Here is a 17,427-nt window from a genome sequence, read left to right on the forward strand (position 1 = left end):
GTGTCCTTACTCGGCGGGCGTTCTTATTCGGCGGGCTGAAGATTGCCCTTGGCGGCGCGGCGGCGCTCCGGGGCGCCGACGCGGAAGCGGCGGTCGGACAGGCTGACCAGCCCGCCCAGCATCATCCCCAGCGAGCCGATCCAGATCCACGGCACCAGCGGGTGATGGTACAGCCGCACGGTCCAGGCCGTGCCGTTCTGCGTCGGGTCGCCCAACGCCACATAGACGTCGGACAGCCAGGTGGTGTGGATCGCCGCCTCGGTCGTCGTCATGCGGGTGACCGGATAGCTGCGGCGCTGCGGCGTCAGGGTGGCGATGTGGTTGCCGTTGCGGGTGACGGTGAAAACGCCCTGCTCGGCGCTGTAGTTCGGGCCCTGCACCGTGCCGACGCGGTCGAAATGCACGGCGTAGGCGCCGACCGTGGCGGTGTCGCCCGGCTTCATCGCCTTGATCGTCTCGCTCTGCCACGCCGAGGTGCCGGTCATGCCGGCGATGGCGATGCCCATGCAGGCGTGGGCGATGGTCATGCCCCAGGCGCTGCGCGGCAGGTTGACCGCGCGGTTCCAGCTGTCCTTCACCGGGATGCGGAACAGGCGGATGCGCTCCGCGAACTCGGCGATCGAACCGAAGAAGGCCCAGGCGGCAAGCGCGACGCCGACCAGAGCCAGCAGCGGGCCGCCGCCGTTGGTGACGTAGGCGGCGATGGCGACGCAGGCCACGGTTGCCACGCCCGCCGTCCACAGCCGGCTCAGGGCGCCCAGCAGGTCGGCGCGCTTCCAGGCCAGGAACGGGCCGACCACCATGGCGATCACCATCGGAATGGCGACCGGGATGAAGGTGGCGTTGAAGAAGGGCGGGCCGACCGACACCTTGCCGAGGTCGAGCACGTCGAGGAACAGCGGGTAGAGCGTGCCGATGAAGACCGTCGCCGTCGCGGTGGACAGCAGCAGGTTGTTCAGCACCAGCGAGCCCTCGCGGCTGACCGGGGCGAACAGGCCGCCGGTCTTCAGGCTGGGCGCCCGCACCGAGTAGAGCAGCAGCGAGCCGCCGGTGGCGATCGCCAGCAGGACCAGAATGAAGACGCCGCGCGCCGGGTCCACCGCGAAGGCGTGGACCGAGGTCAGGATGCCCGACCGCACCAGGAAGGTGCCCATCAGCGACAGCGAGAAGGTGATGATCGCCAGCAGGATGGTCCAGGTCTTCAGCGCGTCGCGCTTTTCCACCACGATGGCGGAGTGCAGCAGCGCGGTGCCGGCCAGCCAGGGCATGAAGGAGGCGTTCTCGACCGGGTCCCAGTACCACCAGCCGCCCCAGCCCAGCTCGTAATAGGCCCACCAGGAGCCGAGCGCGATGCCGGCGGTCAGGGTCGACCAGGCGGCCAGCGTCCAGGGCCGCACCCAGCGCGCCCAAGCCGGGTCGACGCGCCCTTCGATGAGCGCGGCGACCGCGAAGGAGAAGGCGACGGAGAAGCCGACATAGCCCGCGTAGAGGAAGGGCGGGTGGAAGGCGAGTCCGGGGTCCTGGAGCAGCGGGTTCAGGTCGTTGCCGTCGAGCGGCGCCGGAACCACGCGCAGGAAGGGGTTCGAGGTGATCAGGATGAACAGCAGGAAGCCGACGCCGATCATGCCCTGGACGGCGATGACGCGGGCCTTCAGCGAGGGCGGCAGGTTGCGCCCGAAGATGCCGACCGCCGCGCCGAACACCGTCAGCATGACGATCCACAGCATCATCGAGCCTTCGTGGTTCCCCCACACGCCCGACACCTTGTAGAGCATCGGCTTCATCGAGTGGCTGTTGGCGACCACGTTCGACACGCTGAAGTCCGACACCACATGCGCCCAGGTCAGGGCGCCGTAGGCGACCAGGACCAGCAGCATCTGGGCGATGGCGGCGGGGCGGGCGACGCCCATCCAGGCGGCGTTGCCGGTGGCGGCACCCACCAGGGGGACGCCGGATTGCACCAGCGCCACGAACAGCGCCAGCACCAGCGCGTAATGGCCGAGTTCGGGAATCACGGGCCCGATGCTCCCTGAAAGAACGGAATGGGGAGGAGTGGAGAAGCCGCCAGCGTCACGAGCTGGGCTTCTGCTCCTTCGAGTTCGCCTTGAAGTGCTCCGCCTCCTTCAGGGCGGCGGCGACCTCTGGCGGCATGTAGTTCTCGTCGTGCTTGGCCAGCACCTCGCGCGCCTGGAAGACGCCGTTGATCATGCGGCCTTCCGTGATGACGCCCTGGCCCTCGCGGAACAGGTCGGGAAGCTGGCCGCGGTAGCTGACGGCGACGGTGTGCACCGTGTCGGTGACGCGGAACTGCGTCGTCACTCCGTCGGGCATCTTGCTGACGCTGCCTTCCTCGACGAGGCCGCCCAGGCGGAAGTTGCGGTCGCCGATGTCCTGGGTCTGCAACTGCGTGGGGCTGAAGAAGAAGACGATGTTGTCCTCGAACGCCGTCAGCGTCAGGGCGGTGGCCGCGCCAAGGCCCAGCAGGGCGAGGCCCAGCATGTAGAGGCGCCGTTTCTTGCGGGTCATCCTTCACCAACCTCCGCCGCGGGCGACGCCGCGGCTCCGTTGCGCGCCCGGCGCCGCCGTGGCGGGCGGCTGCCTTCCAGCGCCTTCAGGGTCGTCTCGGCGCCGCGCAGCGCCTTCAGCGTGGCGACCAGCAGGCCGACCATCACCAGCGCCGCCAGCGCGTAGGACGACCAGACATACGCGGCGTAGCCGCCCATCGCGAAAAACTCTGCCATCCTTGCCTCCGGCCCCGCCTGTTCCCGTGCCTCAGCCCTGCGCCTCGGTCAGGCGCATCGTCTGGATCTTGCGTTGCACGATCTCCGCCCGCAGGCGCAGCAGGACCACCGTGATGAAGTAGGCGGTGAAGCCCAGCGCCATGACCAGCAGCGGGACCAGCATGGACCCGTCGATGGTCGGTCCGCCCATGCGGATGACGCTGGCCGGCTGGTGCAGGGTGTTCCACCAGTCCACCGAGAATTTGATGATCGGCACGTTCACGATGCCGACGAGGAGCAGCACGTTGCCCGCCCGCGTCCCGCGCTGCGGGTCGTCGAAGGCGTTCACCAGCGCCATGTAGCCGAGATAGAGGAAGAACAGGATCAGCACGCTGGTCAGCCGCGCGTCCCACACCCACCAGGTCCCCCACATCGGCGCGCCCCACAGCGAGCCGGTGACGAGGCAGATGAAGGTGAAGCCGGCGCCGACCGGAGCGGCGGCCTTGGCGAACAGGTCGGCCAGCGGGTGCTTCCACACCAATCCGCAGGCGGCGGCGATGGCCATGTTGACGTAGACGAACAGGCTCATCCAGGCGGCGGGCACATGGATGTACATGATCCGCACGGTGTCGCCCTGCTGGTAGTCGCGGGGCGAGCCGATCAGCGCGACGTAGAGCCCGACGATCAGCAGGATCACGGTCGCCCCCGCCGTCCAGGGCAGGATCGCCGCCGACAGGCGCTGGAAGCGGGCAGGATTTGCAAATCGATGCATAGGACCTATGGGCCTCTGGTCGTGCTGCGGACGATATAAGCTCAGTGATGCCCCAGCGCGAGGGGTTTCGCCTTGATCTTGGTCAGGAAACATGGCCGCACACCGTGGTGTTTTCAGGACGGTGCGGCGGCCTGTCGCACTGACGGTACGACGGGTTGACGCGGCCTTTCCATGCTACGTTGGTGCAGGACGGGGGAAAAAGTCCGGCCGGTCCGGATAAGGGGTCGAAACCGCGCTCAGTGCCGGTGCGCGTGGTGGGCGTCCGGAAAGTGGGCGTGCCGGTGCCGCAGGCGCCCGTGGCGATGCCGGTGGCTGTGCGGTTCGGTCACCGGGCCATCTTGCGGGCCGTCGTGGTGGTGCCGGTGGTGCTCGTCATGGACGTGCGGGTGGTCGTGCTCCATCTCGTCATGGTCGTGCTCATGGTCGTGGTCCTCGGTCAGGTGCAGCCAGACGCCGATCCCCATCAGGACCGCCGCCGCCGCCAGCCCGAGCGTCACGGGCTCCCCGAAGATCGCCAGGGAGGCGATGCCGCCGACGAAGGGGGCCGTCGAGAAATAGGCCCCGGTGCGGGCGGCGCCGATGTGGCGCAGGGCGACCACGAACAGCACGAGGCTGACGCCGTAGCCGAGCAGCCCGACCAGCATCGCCGCCGCCGCGGTTGGCGCGGCGGGCAGGGCGTCGCCGAGCGCCAGGGCGATCCCGACATTGACGCTGCCGGCCACCAGCCCCTTGATCGTGGCGATGTCCGCCGGGTCGGCCAGGGACACCTTGCGGGTCAGGTTGTTGTCCACCGCCCACATCAGGCAGGCGGCGGCGACCGCCGCCGGTCCCCAACCGCCGGAAAGGCTCACCGGTCCGCCCCAGGACAGCACGACCGCTCCCGCCACGATGGCGACCATGCCGGCGACGAGCCGCCGGTCGACGCCCTCGCGGAAGACGAACCACGCCAGCAGGGCGGTGAACACCCCTTCCAGATTGAGCAGCAGCGAGGCGGTCGATGCCGGCGTCGCCGTCAGGCCGAACATCAGCAGCACCGGACCGGCGACGCCTCCGGCGGCGACGGCGGCCATCAGCCAGAGCCATTCGGCGCCGCGGAGGCCGCGTTCGCCACGCTTCCGCGACCCTGTCAGCAGACGGAGCAATCCCAGCCCGATGCCGGAGCCGAGATACAGCAGGCCCGCCAGCATCCAGGGGGACAGGTCGTGGACCAGCAGCTTCGCCAGCGGCGTGCTGAGGCCGAAAAGGACCGCGGCCAGGATGGCGGTCGTCGCGCCGGTTCGGGGCATGAGCGCCTCGCACGCCTGTTGAGTGGGGGAAGTGTCGCCCCCACCCTAACCCTCCCCCGCTCTCGCAGGGGAGGGAACTGCCGCCGCTTCGCAAAATCTCCCTCCCCTGCGAAGCGGGGGAGGGCCGGGGTGGGGGCAGCCGCCTATCCCCGCGCCCGCAGATAGGGGGTCATGCGCCACTCGGCGTAGCGGATCAGGCGCGAGGCGACGAAGTTCAGCAGCAGATAGATGCTGCCGGCGACGATGAACACCTCGAACACCGCGAAGCTCTGCGCGATGATCTTGCGGGCGATGCCGGTGATCTCCAGCAGCGTGATGGTGCTGGCGAGCGAGCTGGCCTTCACCATCAAAATCACCTCGTTGCCGTAGGCCGGCAGCATCTGGCGGATCGCCACCGGCATCACGATCCGGCGGAACAGCAGCGTGCGCGACATGCCGCAGGCCCGCGCCGCCTCGATCTGGCCCTGCGGCACCGACAGGATGGCGCCGCGCAGGATCTCGCTGGTGTAGGCGCCGGTGTTCAGCGTCAGCGCCAGGATCGCGCACCAGAAGGGCTCGCGCAGGTAGATCCACAGGACGCTGCTGCGCACCAGCTCGAACTGGCCCATCCCATAATAGATCAGGAAGATCTGCACGAGCAGCGGCGTGCCGCGGAAGACGAAGACGTAGGCGGCCATCAGCCGCTCGGTCACGCGGTTGCCGTACAGCCGCAGAAGCGCCACCGCGAAGGCCACCCCCGCGCCGAACAGCAGCGCCAGCCCGACCAGCTGCAGGGTCACCGGAACGCCGCGCAGGAGGGTGGGCACGCTGTCCCACATCAGTTCCCAGTTCATGGGGTCAGGCCCTCCGCACGCCGCGATTGGCGTAGCGCTCCGCCCGCTCGAACGCCACCGTGGAGACGGTGGTGAGCAGGAGGTAGAGCACCGCCGCGGTGGTGTAGAACAGGAACGGCTGGCGGGTCGACCCCGCCGCCACATGCGACACGCGCATGATCTCGGCCAGAGCCGTCACGGAGATCAGCGCCGTGTCCTTCAGGGTGAGCTGCCAGACGTTGCCCAGCCCCGGCAGGGCGTAGCGCAGGGTCTGCGGCACCAGGATGCGGCGCAGGATCAGCCAGCGCGACATGCCGCAGGCGCGCGCCGCCTCGATCTGGCCGTGGGGCACCGCCTGGACCGCGCCGCGGATCACCTCCGTCGAATAGGCACCGGAGATCAGACCGACCGCCAGGACGCCGATGGAGAAGGCGTTCAGCTCGATGTAGCCCTCGTAGCCGAAGACCCGGCCGACGGCCATGACCGCGCCGCTGCCGCCGAAGAACAGCAGATAGATGACCAGCAGTTCGGGCACGCCGCGGACGACGGTGGTGTAGACCTCCGCCACGCCGGTGAGGGCGAGGCTGCGGCTGAGCTTCGCCGACGCGCCGAGCGACCCGAAGACGAGGCCGAGGAGGAAGGCCGACACCGACACGGCGACCGTCATCGCGGCCCCGCCGAGAAGCTGGCCGCCCCACCCGTTCGGGCCGAAGGAGAGAAGTTCGAGCATGGGTTCCCGGCGTGAGCCTCCGCGGGGGCGCCTCGCGGAAAACCGCCGCCCCGCGGAGGGAAGGCGGCCTTACTTGATCGAGATGTCGTAGCCGAAGTGCTGGGTGCTCAGCTTCGTGATGGTGCCGTCCTGGTTGGCCTCGGCGATGGCCTTGTTGAACAGCTCCTTCAGGTCGCCGTCGGCCTTGCGCAGGCCCACGCCCACGCCCTTGCCCAGCACGCCGCGCGCGAAGGCCGGGCCGAACAGGGTCATGCCGTTGCCGGCGTCGGCCTTGAGGATGGCGTCCACCGCCGAACGGTCGCCGAAGATGGCGTCGACGCGGCCGGCGGCCATGTCGATGCCGGCGTTGTCCAGCTTGTCATAGGTGCGGACGGCGACCTGCGGCAGAAGCTTTTCCATGAAGTTCGCCTGGATGGTCGAGGTCTGCACGCCGACCGTCTTGCCCTTCAGCGCGTCGGCCAGGGCGGCGATGGCGGCCTTCGGGTCGTCCTTGGACAGGTCGTAGCGCTCGCCGGGGAAGGTCGCCTTGGCGAGCGGCGAGGTCTTCATGGTGCCGAACATCGACGGCTCGGTGCCGTAGGGGCCGGCGAAGGCGATGACCTTCTCACGCTCGTCGGTGATCGACATCGCGGCCATGATGGCGTCGTACTTGCCCTGCTGGATGGCCGGGATCATGCCGTCCCAATCCTGGGCGACGATCTCGCACTCGGCCTTCATCTTCTTGCAGAGTTCCATGGCGAGGTCCGGCTCGAAGCCGACCAGCTTGCCCGACGGGTCCGTCGCGTTCCACGGGGCGTAGGCGCCCTCGGTGGCGATGCGGATCTTCTTCCAGTCCTTGGCCTCGGCGGCGGTGCCGGCGACCGCAACGATGGCGCCGAGCGCCAGGGCCGCAACGATCTTCTTCACGGGAAAACCTCCTCTGTTCTGATGCCCTTATGGATGGCTCTTATGCTCGGGCAGGCTCTGAGGTTTACGGTTTTACAGCGCCAGTCAAGGGAATTGAGCGGGCCGACTTCGCGCGACCGATTCAGCCGCCGCCGGACAGGTGGCGCGACAGGAACTGTCGCACGCGGTCCGATTCCGGATCGACCAGAACCCGGTCGGGCGGTCCCCGCTCCTCGATCCGGCCCTGGTGGAGGAACACCACCTCCGACGCGACCTCGCGGGCGAAGCCCATCTCGTGCGTCACCAGAATCATGGTGTTGCCCTCCTCGGCGAGCTGGCGGATGACCAGCAGCACCTCGCCGACCAGCTCGGGGTCGAGCGCGGAGGTCGGCTCGTCGAACAGCATCACCTTGGGCTGCATGGCCAGCGCGCGGGCGATGGCGGCGCGCTGCTGCTGCCCGCCGGACAGCTGCACCGGGTAGGACTCGGCCTTGGCCAGGATGCCCACCTTGTCCAGCAGCTTGCGGGCGCGGTCCACCGCCTCCGCCTTCGGGACGCCCAGCACATGGACCGGCGCCTCGATGACGTTCTCCAGGATGGTCATGTGGGTCCAGAGGTTGAAGCTCTGGAACACCATGCCGAGCCGGGTGCGGATGCGGTCCACCTGACGGGAATCGGCGGGGACGGTCTGGCCGCCGCGCCCCTTCTTCAGGCCGATGGCCTCGCCGCCGATGACGATCCGCCCCTCGTCCGGCACCTCCAGCATGTTGATGCAGCGCAGGAGCGTGCTCTTGCCGGAGCCGGAGGAGCCGATCAGCGTGATGACGTCGCCCTCGCGCGCGGTCAGGGAGACGCCCTTCAGCACCTCCAGCGGACCGAAGCGCTTGTGGACATTCTCGACGAGGACGGCTTCGGGGGCGTTGGGATTCGCGGGCGGGTGTCGGTGCATGCGGGGCTTGCTGGCGGGGAACGGTCTGGACCGCCCAACCCTGGACGGTGCCGCTAGGCTAGACCGCCGGACAATCCCCCGCAACGCGGATTTTCACAACCGTCTCCGGGACGTCCCGCCCCTCACCACAGCATCAGCACCAGAAGCTGCGGCGCCAGGATGCGCAGGCACATGGCCAGCGGGTAGACGGTGGCGTAGGCCAGCGCCGGCGCCTCCGACGCGACCACCGCGTTGGCGTAGGCGAGGCCCGGCGGGTTGGTCTGCGCCCCGGCCAGCACGCCGCAGATGCTGAGGAAATTCAGCTTCATCATTCCGCGCGCCAGCAGCCCGGTCAGCAGCAGCGGCACGATGGTCACCAGCACGCCCCAGGCCATCCAGGGCAGCCCGGCGCCGCTCGCCATCGTCTCGACGAAGCGGTCGCCCGACGCGATGCCCAGCACGGCGAGGAACAGGACGATGCCGATCTCGCGCAAGGCGAGGTTGGCGGCGGGCGGCATGAACCAGACCAGCGGCCCGATGTGGCCGATGCGCGCCAGCACGATGGCGACGATCAGCGGCCCGCCGGCCATGCCCAGCCGCAAGGGCGCCGGCATGCCCGGCAGGAACAGCGGGATGGCGCCGAGCAGAGCGCCCAGCGTGATGCCGACGAAGACCGGGATCATCTCCACCGTCTGCAGCCGCCGTTCGGAGTTGCCGATGATGCAGCCGGCCGCCTTGAGGTCGTCGGGCTTGCCGATCACCGTCAGGATGTCGCCGAACTGGAGCTTCAGCGCGGCGTTGGGCACCAGCTCCACGCCGGCGCGGTTGACGCGGCTGACCACCACGTCGCAGGCCCCTTTCAGGTTGAGCGCGGCGATGGACTTGCCCAGCACCGGGTTGGCGGTGACGACGATGCGCTCCCAGCGCAGGTCGCTGCCCTTGGTGGTCAGCCGGACGTCGGCCTCCCGTCCCATCAGCAGGCGGACCTGCTCCAGCCTCGGGCGCGGGCCGACCACGTGCAGCACGTCGCCCTCCTCCAGCCGGGTGTCCTCGCCGGGCACGCGGAGTTGGCCGCCGCGCAGCAGCCGCGACGCGCAGACCCCCAGGCTTTGCAGCATGGTCAGGTCGCCCAGCCGCACCCCGCGCAGGGCCGGGTTGGTGACGGCGATGTCCATGGTGTCGAGCGCCGCGACCTCGGCGCGCCGGGCGGCCTCGAAGGCCCTGGCCTCCTCCTGCGGGTCGATGCGGAAGACGATCCGCACCGCCGCCATGGCCAGCAGGTTGCCGGCGATGCCGAAGGGGTAGGTGACGGCGAAGGCCAGGCCGGGCAGGGCCATCACCGCGGCGTCGGCCCCGACCTCCTTCAGCACCTGCTGCGAGGCGGCCAGCGCCGGGGCGTTGGTCACCCCGCCCGCGAAGACGCCGAGGCCGGAGCCCAGCGGCACGAGGTCGAACAGCACCAGGAGGGCGGTCAGCAGGATGCTCGACCCGACCATCAGCAGCGCCAGCCCGTTCAGCGCCAGCCCGGACTTCTTCAGCGCCGCGAAGAAGCCGGGGCCGACCTGGATGCCGATGGTGTAGACGAACAGGATCAGGCCGAAGTCGCGGATGAACTCCATCATCTCGCCGTTCAGCGTCACCCCGGCCTGCTTGGCGAAATGGCCGACCGCGATGCCCGCGAACAGCACGCCGCCGATGCCCAGCCCGACCCCGCGCAACCGTATGTGGCCGAGCGCCAGCCCGAGGGCCGAGGTGATGCCCAGCATGAACACCACGCGCGCGATCGGCGGCATGGCCAGGAAGAGGTCGATGAGCGCGTGCATGGCCGCGTCTCCCCACGCGAGGACAGACCGCCCCTCGATCCCGTGGGAAGCGTCCCCGCTGGGCCGCCTCCTTACCAGAGAAACAGGACGATCAACTGCGGCGCAAGGATACGCAGAAACATAACCATAGGGTAAACAGTGGCATAGGCGAGGGCGGGAGCCTCCGATGCGCTCATTGCGTTTGCAAAGGCGAGCGCGGGCGGGTCCGTCATGCTGCCGGACAGCAGCCCGCAGATCGTCAGGTAATTCTGCCGGGCGAAGACCCGCGCGATGAAGCCGACGGTCAGCAGCGGGATCAGCGTCACCAGCACGCCGCAGCCGATCCACAGCAGCCCGTCGCCGTGCACCAGCGTCTCGACGAAGCGGTCGCCGGACATCAGCCCGACCACCGCCAGGAACAGGACGATGCCGATCTCGCGCAGCGCCATGTTGGCGGCGGGCGGCATGAACCAGACCAGCGGCCCGATGTGGCCGATGCGCGCCAGCAGGATCGCCGCCACCAGCGGCCCGCCGGCCAGACCCAGCTTCAGCGGCGCCGGCATCCCCGGAATGTAGAAGGGGATGGAGCCGAGCAGCACGCCCAGCAGAATACCGATGAAGACCGGCACGAACTCCACCTGCTGGAGCCGCCGCGCCGAGTTGCCCATCAGCGCCGCCACCCGCTGGAGGTCCGACGGCTTGCCGATGGCGGTCAGGATGTCGCCGAACTGGAGGTGCAGGGCCGGGCTCGGCACCAGTTCCACGCCCGCCCGGTTGACCCGGCTGACCACCACGTCGTAGGCGTCGGCGAGGTCGAGCTGGCCGATGGCCTTGCCCAGAACATGCTCGTTGGTGACGACCAGACGGTCCCAGCGCATGTCGGTGCCCTTGGTGGTCAGGGTGACCTCCGCCGCCTCGCCGAGCAGCCGCTTCGTCGCCTCCAGCTTGACCCGCGGCCCGACCAGATGCACCACGTCGCCGGCGCGCAGGCAGGTGTCCGGGTGCGGCACCTGGAGCCGCCCCTCGCGCAGCAGGCGGGAGATCATCACCCCCTGGTCGCCGAACAGCTCCATCTCGCGCAGCGGCAGCCCCATCGCCGACCGGTTGCGCACGGCGACGTCCAGCGTCTCCAGGGTTTCCACCTGGGCGCGGCGCTTGCGTTCGAAGGCTTCGGCCTCCGCCACCGGGTCGATGCGGAAGACGACGCGGATCAGACCCATGGTGATGAGGATGCCGACGATGCCGAAGGGATAGGCGACGGCGTAGCCGAGGCTGGGCGTGTTGATCTCCGCCGCCGAGGCCCCGACCTCGCGCAGCATCTCCTGCGCGGCCCCCAGCGACGGCGTGTTGGTGACGGCGCCGGAGAAGATTCCCAGCACCGCCGGCAGCGGCACCCCGCCGATCTCGTGGATCGCCACCGCCACCAGCACCCCCAGCCCGACCAGCGAGGCGGCCAGCAGGTTCAGCGTCAGGCCCGACCTCTTCAGGGCGGCGAAGAAGCCGGGGCCGACCTGCACGCCGATGGTGTAGACGAACAGGATCAGCCCGAACTCCCGCATGAAATGCAGAACGTGGTGGTCGAAGGTCAGGCCCAGCGCCTTGGCGACGTGCCCGGCGGCGATGCCGGCGAACAGCACGCCGCCGATGCCCAGCCCCACCCCGCGCAGCTTGATCTGCCCCAGCGCCAGCCCCGACGCCGCCACCACGCTGAGCATCAGCATGATGCGGGCGATGTCGGGAAGGCCGTTGAACAGGTCGATCAGCAGGGTCATGGCGGGCACCCGGTCCGGTTGAGCGGCGAAGGCCGAAGGCGCCTATGAATGCCCGCTCCGTCCCGTCCGGGCAATGCCCTGGAATGGAAAGGGACATTCATCGGATCAAAATTTCGCCACTTTCTGGCCCTAAACCGGACGGAGCCTTACGGCATGAAGTGGCTGGCCGGACCCGTGAACCCCTGCGGCCCGGCCCCTAAGCGACGATCAGGGCTCCGGTTTTCCGGCGCCCCCAGCCAGGCCCCGGCTGGATCGGCGGCCATCGCAAGAACCCCCTTGCGATGGCCGTTTCTTTTTTAGGGCGTTTCTTTTTGGCGCCCGGACGGGCTGTGCTATAGCTCCCCCCGCCCCGTCCACCACAAGAGCCCTGCCCGCCGCCATGCCCGTTTTCGCCGGTTCCGCGCTGACCTGCCTCCGTGGCGACCGGCTGGTCTTCACCGGGCTGGACTTCCGGATCGCGCCGGGCGAGGCGCTGTTCCTGCTCGGCCCCAACGGCAGCGGCAAGTCCAGCCTGCTGCGCGTCATGGCCGGGCTGCTCAAGCCGATCCGCGGCCGGCTGTCCTGGGACGACGTTCCCGTGACCGACGACCCGGACGCCCACCGCGGCCGCATCCATTACGTCGGCCATCTCGACGCGGTGAAGCCGGTGCTGAGCGCGGTGGAGAACCTGTCCTTCTGGGCCACGCTGGGCGGCGCCGCCGACCCGCGGGGCAACGCGCTGAAGGCGCTGGACCGGCTGGGCGTGCCGCACATCGCCAACGTGCCGGGGCGCTACCTGTCGGCGGGGCAGAAGCGGCGCCTGAACCTCGCCCGCATCATCGCCGCCCCCGCCGCCCTCTGGCTGCTCGACGAGCCGACCGTGGCGCTCGACCGCGCGGCCATCGCCCTGTTCGAGGAGATCATCGCGGAGCACCGGGCCGGCGGCGGCATGGTCGCCGTGTCCACCCATGTGGACATCGCCATGCCCGGCGCCGGCGAGTTGCACCTCGACGACTTCACCCCCGTCCCGCACGGCGAGGATGACGAGGTTTTGGAAGAGGAGGACGCGGCGTGACCCGCTTCCTGCGCCTGATCGGGCGCGACCTGCGGCTGGCGCTGCGCCAGGGGTCGGACGCCAGCATCGCCGTGATGTTCTTCGTGCTGTGCGTGGTGCTGTTCCCCTTCGGGGTGGGGCCGGAGCCGAACATCCTCGCCCGCATCGCCGCCGGGGTGATCTGGGTGGCGGCCCTGCTCGCCTCGCTGCTGTCGCTGGAACGGCTGTTCCAGAACGATTACGAGGACGGTTCTCTGGAGTTGCTGTCGCTGTCCACCCTGCCGATGGAGGCGGTGGTGCTGGCCAAGACGCTGGCCCACTGGCTGGTGACCGGCCTGCCGCTGATCGCCGCCGCCCCGCTGCTGGCCCTGCTGCTGAACATGGACGCGGAGGGGTTCGGGATTCTGGTTTTGACCCTGCTGGTCGGCACGCCGATCCTCAGCCTGATCGGCAGCATCGGCGCGGCGCTGACTCTGGGCGCCCGGCGCGGCGGCGTGCTGCTGTCGCTGCTGATCCTGCCGCTCTACATCCCCGTGCTGATCTTCGGCGCCGGAGCCATCGACGCCGCGCTGAACGGCCTGACCCCGCGCCCGCATCTGCTGCTGCTGGGCGGCCTTCTGGCCGGCGCCCTGCCGCTGGCCCCTTGGGCGAGCGCCGCCGCCCTGCGTCAGGCGGTGGAGTAAAGGCGGCGCCTCACGGGGGCGCCGTTGCGATCCGGAAGTGTTGCCTGCCGCACCCGGTCTGATAGAGTGCCGCCGCCTTGCACACTTTTGAAGAGACGTTGGGCTCGCGATGGGCATTCCCGATTTCCAGACCCTGATGCTCCCCGTGCTGAAGACCGCCGCCGGGGGCGGTGAGGTCCGCATCCGCGATGTGGTGGACATTCTTGCGGATGAGTTCGCCCTGACCGACGAGGAGCGGGCTCATCTCGTGCCGTCGAAGCAACAGACGACATTCGGGAACCGCGTGAGTTGGGCGAAGAGCTATCTCAGCAAAGCCGGGCTGGTCGAACCGACCCGACGGGCACATTTCTGTATCACCGAGACCGGCCGGCAGGTGCTGAACTCGCCCCCCGACCGGATCACCGTTCGATTCCTGGAGCAATTCCCGAGCTTCAAAGGTTTCCGCGACGGCGAAGCTGGGACAGCCGAGGCGGCCGAAGTCGTGCTTTCGGTTGCCGAGAGTCCCTTGACCCCCGATGAGGTGATGCGGCAGGCCCATCTGCGGATCGAGGCGTCGTTGGCGGAGGAGATCCTCCAGCGCGTACGGTCCGGGACGCCAGCCTTCTTCGAGAAGACCGTGGTCCGCCTGCTGATCACCATGGGCTACGGCGGGTCCGTGACGGAACTCGACAAGGCCCTGGTCGGCAAATCGGGTGACGATGGTGTGGACGGCATCATCGACCAGGACCCGCTTGGGCTGGATCGGGTCTATGTCCAGGCCAAGCGGTACGCCGACGGGAACACCGTCGGAGCCGGGGCGATTCGTGATTTCTTCGGCAGCCTGAACCTGTTCAAGGCGACCAAGGGGCTGTTCGTCACCACCTCCGCCTTCACCACGTCGGCCAGGGAGACGGCCGACCGGTTGGGCACCCGCATCGTGCTGATCGATGGCATCCAACTGGCCAAGCTGATGATCCGGCACGAGGTCGGCTGCCGGATCGAAGAGACCCTGCACATCAAGCGTGTGGACGAGGACTTCTTCGAGTAGAGGAGGCTTGCTGTCGGGGGGAGGGAGGCGATTCGGCCAAAACCGTCGTGCGACAGGGCGGTGTCACACCGCGGGGAATTCCGCCGAACGTCAGCGAATTCCTGTGTCGCATCACTGTCTTGGGGGGGATTGGTGGAGCCGAGGAGGATCGAACTCCCGACCTACGCATTGCGAACGCGTCGCTCTCCCAGCTGAGCTACGGCCCCACACACCGTCACCGGCGTGCGGCGGATAATGGTGATGCGGAGGAAGCCTGTCAAGCCCTCTGAACGCGCCCGGTCGCGAGCATCGGCGGTGGCGCGCAAGGGGATGGCCAAGGGCATGATAGCGGCCCGCCGCGCGGCACTGGACAGCACTCGCCGCTTGTGCTTAGGGTGCCCCGCAAAATCGGACAATAAAGGGACGGGCCGGGCATGATTGCGCTCTACCTGCTGATCGACACCGTTCTCAGCCTCTATGTCTGGCTGCTCATCGCTTCGGCGGTGCTGAGCTGGCTGGTGGCCTTCAACGTCGTCAACACCCGCAACCGCGCGGTCTACGTCATCGGCGACTTCCTCTACCGCGTCACCGAACCGGCGCTTCGCCCGATCCGCCGCGTCCTGCCGAACATGGGCGGCCTGGACCTGTCGCCGATCGCGCTGATCCTGCTGATCTTCTTCATCCGCAACCTGATGGCGGAATACTGGCCGCGCTTCTGATGGCAAGCCCCTTCGAGGCCGTGCCCTTCGAGGCGGTGGCGGACGGCGTCCGGCTGGCGCTGCGGGTGACGCCCAAGGCGTCGCGCAACGCCATCGCCGGGCTGGCCGCCACGGCGTCCGGAGGAACGGCCCTGAAGGTGACCGTCACGGCCGTGCCGGAGAACGGCAAGGCGAACGAGGCGGTGGTGAAACTGCTGGCCAAGGCGTGGAAACTGCCCAAGACCAGCCTGACGGTGGTGGCCGGCGCCACCGACCGGAACAAGATTGTCCATGTGGCCGGCGACCCGGCCGACCTGATGCGCCGGCTGACGGCGCTGGTGGAAACAGCAAAGCCTGATACGGGGAACAGCGATGGCTGAGGCGAAGATCATCGACGGCAAGGCGTTCGCCGCGGGGCTGCGCGCCCGCGTGGCCGAGGGTGTGGCCGCGCTCAAGGGCAGCCACGGCGTCACCCCCGGCCTCGCCGTCGTGCTGGTGGGCGAGGACCCGGCGAGCCAGGTCTATGTCCGGTCCAAGGAAAAGGCCCTGGCCGACCTCGGCATGAACAGCTTCGACCACCACATGCCGGCCGATCTCGGCGAGGCGGAGCTGCTGGCCCTGATCGACCGGCTGAACGCCGACCCGGCGGTGCACGGCATCCTGGTCCAGCTTCCCCTGCCCAGGCACATCGACACGGCCCGCGTGCTGGCCCGCATCGTCCCGGAAAAGGACGCGGACGGCTTCCACGTCGTCAACGCCGGCCTGCTGGCGACCGGCGGCGCCGGCGCCATCGTGCCCTGCACCCCGCTGGGCAGCCTGCTGCTGCTCCGCGACACGCTGGGCAACGACCTGAAGGGCAAGCGGGCGCTGGTGCTCGGCCGCTCCAACATCGTCGGCAAGCCGATGGCGCAGCTTCTGCTCCAGCAGGACTGCACGGTCACCGTCGCCCATTCCCGCACCCAGGACCTGCCCGGCGAATGCCGGCGCGCCGACATCCTGGTCGCCGCGGTGGGCCGTCCGGAGATGGTGCGCGGCGACTGGATCAAGCCGGGCGCCGTGGTCATCGACGTCGGCATCAACCGCATCCCGCACCCGACCGAGCCGGGCAAGACCAGGCTGGTCGGCGACGTCGCCTACGACGAGGCGGTCAAGGTCGCCGGCGCCATCACCCCGGTGCCGGGCGGCGTCGGGCCGATGACCATCGCCTGCCTGATGCTGAACACGCTGGCCGCCGCCTGCCGCGCCGCCGGCGCGCCGGTCCCCGCCGAGGCCCTTGCATGATCACGGTCCACGCCCGGGTGGGCGGCCGCGTGGTCGAGCAGCCGCTCGCCCTCGGCGAGCCGCTGCCGCCCAACACGGTGTGGATCGACCTTCTCCGTCCCGACGAGGCGGAGCGCGCGCATGTCGGCGCCGTCACCGGCTGCGACCTGCCGACGCGCGAGGAAATGAAGGAAATCGAGGCGTCGAGCCAGCTCTACACCGAGGGGGAGGCCGTCTACCTCACCTCCTCGGTGATCGCGCGGGCCGATTCGCCGATGCCGGAGCAGGGCGAGGTCACCTTCGTGCTGACCCCCCGCCACATGATCACGGTGCGCTTCACAGAGCCGCGCTCCGTCGCCACCTTCGCCGCGCGGACCATCCGCCAGCCGGAGCTTCTGGCCAGCGCGGAGGACGCGCTGCTGGGCATCCTGGACGCGGTGATCGACCGGGTGGCCGATGTGCTGGAGCTGATCGGCGCCCGCATCGACGGGCTGTCCGCGCGCATCTTCACCGACTCGCTGAACAGCGGCGGGCTCGGCGGCGGCGGTGGCGGTGGCGGGCGGGCCGCCAAGAAGCCGGACGAGCTCCAGGACGTGCTGCGCGGCATCGGGCGGGCCGGCGACCTGACACACAAGGTGCGCGACAGCCTCGCCGGGCTGGACCGGCTGGTCGCCTTCCTCTCCTCCGTCGCCGCCGGGCGGCTGACCAAGGAGCAGAAGGCGGCGCTGAAGACCCTGACGCGCGACCTGCGGTCCCTGAACGAGCATGCCGGATTCCTGGCGCACGAGGCGAACTTCCTGCTCGACGCCACGCTCGGCCTCATCAACATCGAGCAGAACGCGATCATCAAGATCTTCTCGGTCGTCTCGGTGGCGCTGATGCCGCCGACGCTGATCGCGTCCGCCTATGGCATGAACTTCCATTACATGCCCGAGCTGGACTGGGACTTCGGCTATCCGATGGCGATCCTGCTGATGGTGCTGTCGGCCGTGGTGCCGCTCTGGTACTTCCGCCGCCGCGGGTGGCTTTGACCGGAAGAA

Annotated in this window: 18 protein-coding genes and 1 tRNA gene; 7 read left to right on the plus strand and 12 right to left on the minus strand. The window is 69.2% G+C overall.

Translation table 11 applies throughout. The annotated features are described in order from the left end of the window. Positions 1 to 23: 23 nt before the first annotated feature. The 11 genes from DXK32_RS07140 to DXK32_RS07190 all read right to left on the minus strand — a co-directional run bounded on the left by DXK32_RS07140 (position 24) and on the right by DXK32_RS07190 (position 11,707). Complete coding sequence (locus DXK32_RS07140; protein WP_114857874.1) at positions 24 to 2,015, minus strand: heme lyase CcmF/NrfE family subunit; 1,992 nt, start codon at positions 2,013 to 2,015, stop codon at positions 24 to 26. A 55-nt stretch (positions 2,016 to 2,070) separates the two neighbouring features. Further along, complete coding sequence (gene ccmE / locus DXK32_RS07145; RefSeq protein ID WP_038525715.1) at positions 2,071 to 2,526, minus strand: cytochrome c maturation protein CcmE; 456 nt, start codon at positions 2,524 to 2,526, stop codon at positions 2,071 to 2,073. Further along, positions 2,523 to 2,741 (minus strand): heme exporter protein CcmD, encoded by a 219-nt coding sequence (gene ccmD / locus DXK32_RS07150; RefSeq protein WP_035669739.1) that lies wholly within the window; start codon positions 2,739 to 2,741, stop codon positions 2,523 to 2,525. The genes ccmE and ccmD overlap by 4 nt, the downstream gene beginning before the upstream one ends. A gap of 31 nt (positions 2,742 to 2,772) precedes the next feature. Further along, the gene (locus tag DXK32_RS07155) at positions 2,773 to 3,492 is read right to left on the minus strand and encodes a heme ABC transporter permease (protein WP_014238690.1); all 720 of its coding nucleotides are present in this window, start codon (positions 3,490 to 3,492) and stop codon (positions 2,773 to 2,775) included. A gap of 236 nt (positions 3,493 to 3,728) precedes the next feature. After that, the gene (locus DXK32_RS07160) at positions 3,729 to 4,778 is read right to left on the minus strand and encodes a DMT family transporter (RefSeq protein WP_114857875.1); all 1,050 of its coding nucleotides are present in this window, start codon (positions 4,776 to 4,778) and stop codon (positions 3,729 to 3,731) included. Between the two features lie 143 nt (positions 4,779 to 4,921). Beyond that, complete coding sequence (locus DXK32_RS07165) at positions 4,922 to 5,611, minus strand: ABC transporter permease (protein ID WP_114857876.1); 690 nt, start codon at positions 5,609 to 5,611, stop codon at positions 4,922 to 4,924. A 4-nt stretch (positions 5,612 to 5,615) separates the two neighbouring features. Then, entirely contained in the window at positions 5,616 to 6,320 is a 705-nt protein-coding gene (locus DXK32_RS07170; protein ID WP_114857877.1) for an ABC transporter permease, read from the minus strand. Positions 6,321 to 6,389: 69 nt separating this feature from the next. Then, positions 6,390 to 7,226: a transporter substrate-binding domain-containing protein gene (locus tag DXK32_RS07175; protein ID WP_114857878.1), complete on the minus strand. Its 837-nt coding sequence runs from the start codon at positions 7,224 to 7,226 to the stop codon at positions 6,390 to 6,392. Positions 7,227 to 7,347: 121 nt separating this feature from the next. Beyond that, positions 7,348 to 8,154 carry an ABC transporter ATP-binding protein gene (locus tag DXK32_RS07180; RefSeq protein WP_114857879.1) on the minus strand — a complete coding sequence of 269 codons (807 nt, stop codon included), beginning with the start codon at positions 8,152 to 8,154 and terminating at the stop codon, positions 7,348 to 7,350. Positions 8,155 to 8,276: 122 nt separating this feature from the next. Continuing rightward, positions 8,277 to 9,956 (minus strand): putative transporter, encoded by a 1,680-nt coding sequence (locus DXK32_RS07185; protein WP_114857880.1) that lies wholly within the window; start codon positions 9,954 to 9,956, stop codon positions 8,277 to 8,279. A gap of 71 nt (positions 9,957 to 10,027) precedes the next feature. Next, positions 10,028 to 11,707, minus strand: a complete 1,680-nt coding sequence (locus DXK32_RS07190; RefSeq protein WP_114857881.1) for a putative transporter — start codon at positions 11,705 to 11,707, stop codon at positions 10,028 to 10,030. Positions 11,708 to 12,086: 379 nt separating this feature from the next. Here DXK32_RS07190 and ccmA point away from each other — a divergent pair, with 379 nt between their 5' ends. From ccmA to DXK32_RS07205, 3 genes are all read left to right on the plus strand, one after another. Beyond that, positions 12,087 to 12,761, plus strand: coding sequence for a heme ABC exporter ATP-binding protein CcmA (gene ccmA, locus DXK32_RS07195; protein WP_114857882.1), 675 nt, complete (start codon positions 12,087 to 12,089; stop codon positions 12,759 to 12,761). Next, a complete protein-coding gene (gene ccmB, locus DXK32_RS07200; RefSeq protein ID WP_114857883.1) occupies positions 12,758 to 13,423 on the plus strand; it encodes a heme exporter protein CcmB in 666 nt (221 codons plus the stop codon). Before ccmA ends, ccmB begins: the two co-directional genes overlap by 4 nt. Positions 13,424 to 13,532: 109 nt before the next feature. Then, complete coding sequence (locus DXK32_RS07205; protein ID WP_114857884.1) at positions 13,533 to 14,450, plus strand: restriction endonuclease; 918 nt, start codon at positions 13,533 to 13,535, stop codon at positions 14,448 to 14,450. 130 nt (positions 14,451 to 14,580) lie between these two features. On the opposite strand, the gene DXK32_RS07210 is transcribed toward DXK32_RS07205, so the two are convergent. Next, positions 14,581 to 14,656, minus strand: a tRNA-Ala gene (locus DXK32_RS07210). Positions 14,657 to 14,863: 207 nt separating this feature from the next. Here DXK32_RS07210 and DXK32_RS07215 point away from each other — a divergent pair. Genes DXK32_RS07215 through DXK32_RS07230 form a run of 4 tightly spaced genes read left to right on the plus strand, consistent with a single transcriptional unit; the run spans position 14,864 to position 17,418 of the window. Next, a complete protein-coding gene (locus DXK32_RS07215; protein ID WP_114857885.1) occupies positions 14,864 to 15,148 on the plus strand; it encodes a YggT family protein in 285 nt (94 codons plus the stop codon). Continuing rightward, positions 15,148 to 15,507, plus strand: coding sequence for a DUF167 family protein (locus DXK32_RS07220; protein ID WP_114857886.1), 360 nt, complete (start codon positions 15,148 to 15,150; stop codon positions 15,505 to 15,507). The genes DXK32_RS07215 and DXK32_RS07220 overlap by 1 nt, the downstream gene beginning before the upstream one ends. Beyond that, a complete protein-coding gene (gene folD, locus DXK32_RS07225) occupies positions 15,500 to 16,408 on the plus strand; it encodes a bifunctional methylenetetrahydrofolate dehydrogenase/methenyltetrahydrofolate cyclohydrolase FolD (protein ID WP_114857887.1) in 909 nt (302 codons plus the stop codon). Before DXK32_RS07220 ends, folD begins: the two co-directional genes overlap by 8 nt. Then, a complete protein-coding gene (locus tag DXK32_RS07230; RefSeq protein ID WP_114857888.1) occupies positions 16,405 to 17,418 on the plus strand; it encodes a magnesium transporter CorA family protein in 1,014 nt (337 codons plus the stop codon). The genes folD and DXK32_RS07230 overlap by 4 nt, the downstream gene beginning before the upstream one ends. Positions 17,419 to 17,427 lie beyond the last annotated feature (9 nt).

This window comes from Azospirillum brasilense (genome assembly GCF_003349955.1).
In the GTDB taxonomy this organism is placed as follows: domain Bacteria; phylum Pseudomonadota; class Alphaproteobacteria; order Azospirillales; family Azospirillaceae; genus Azospirillum; species Azospirillum brasilense_B.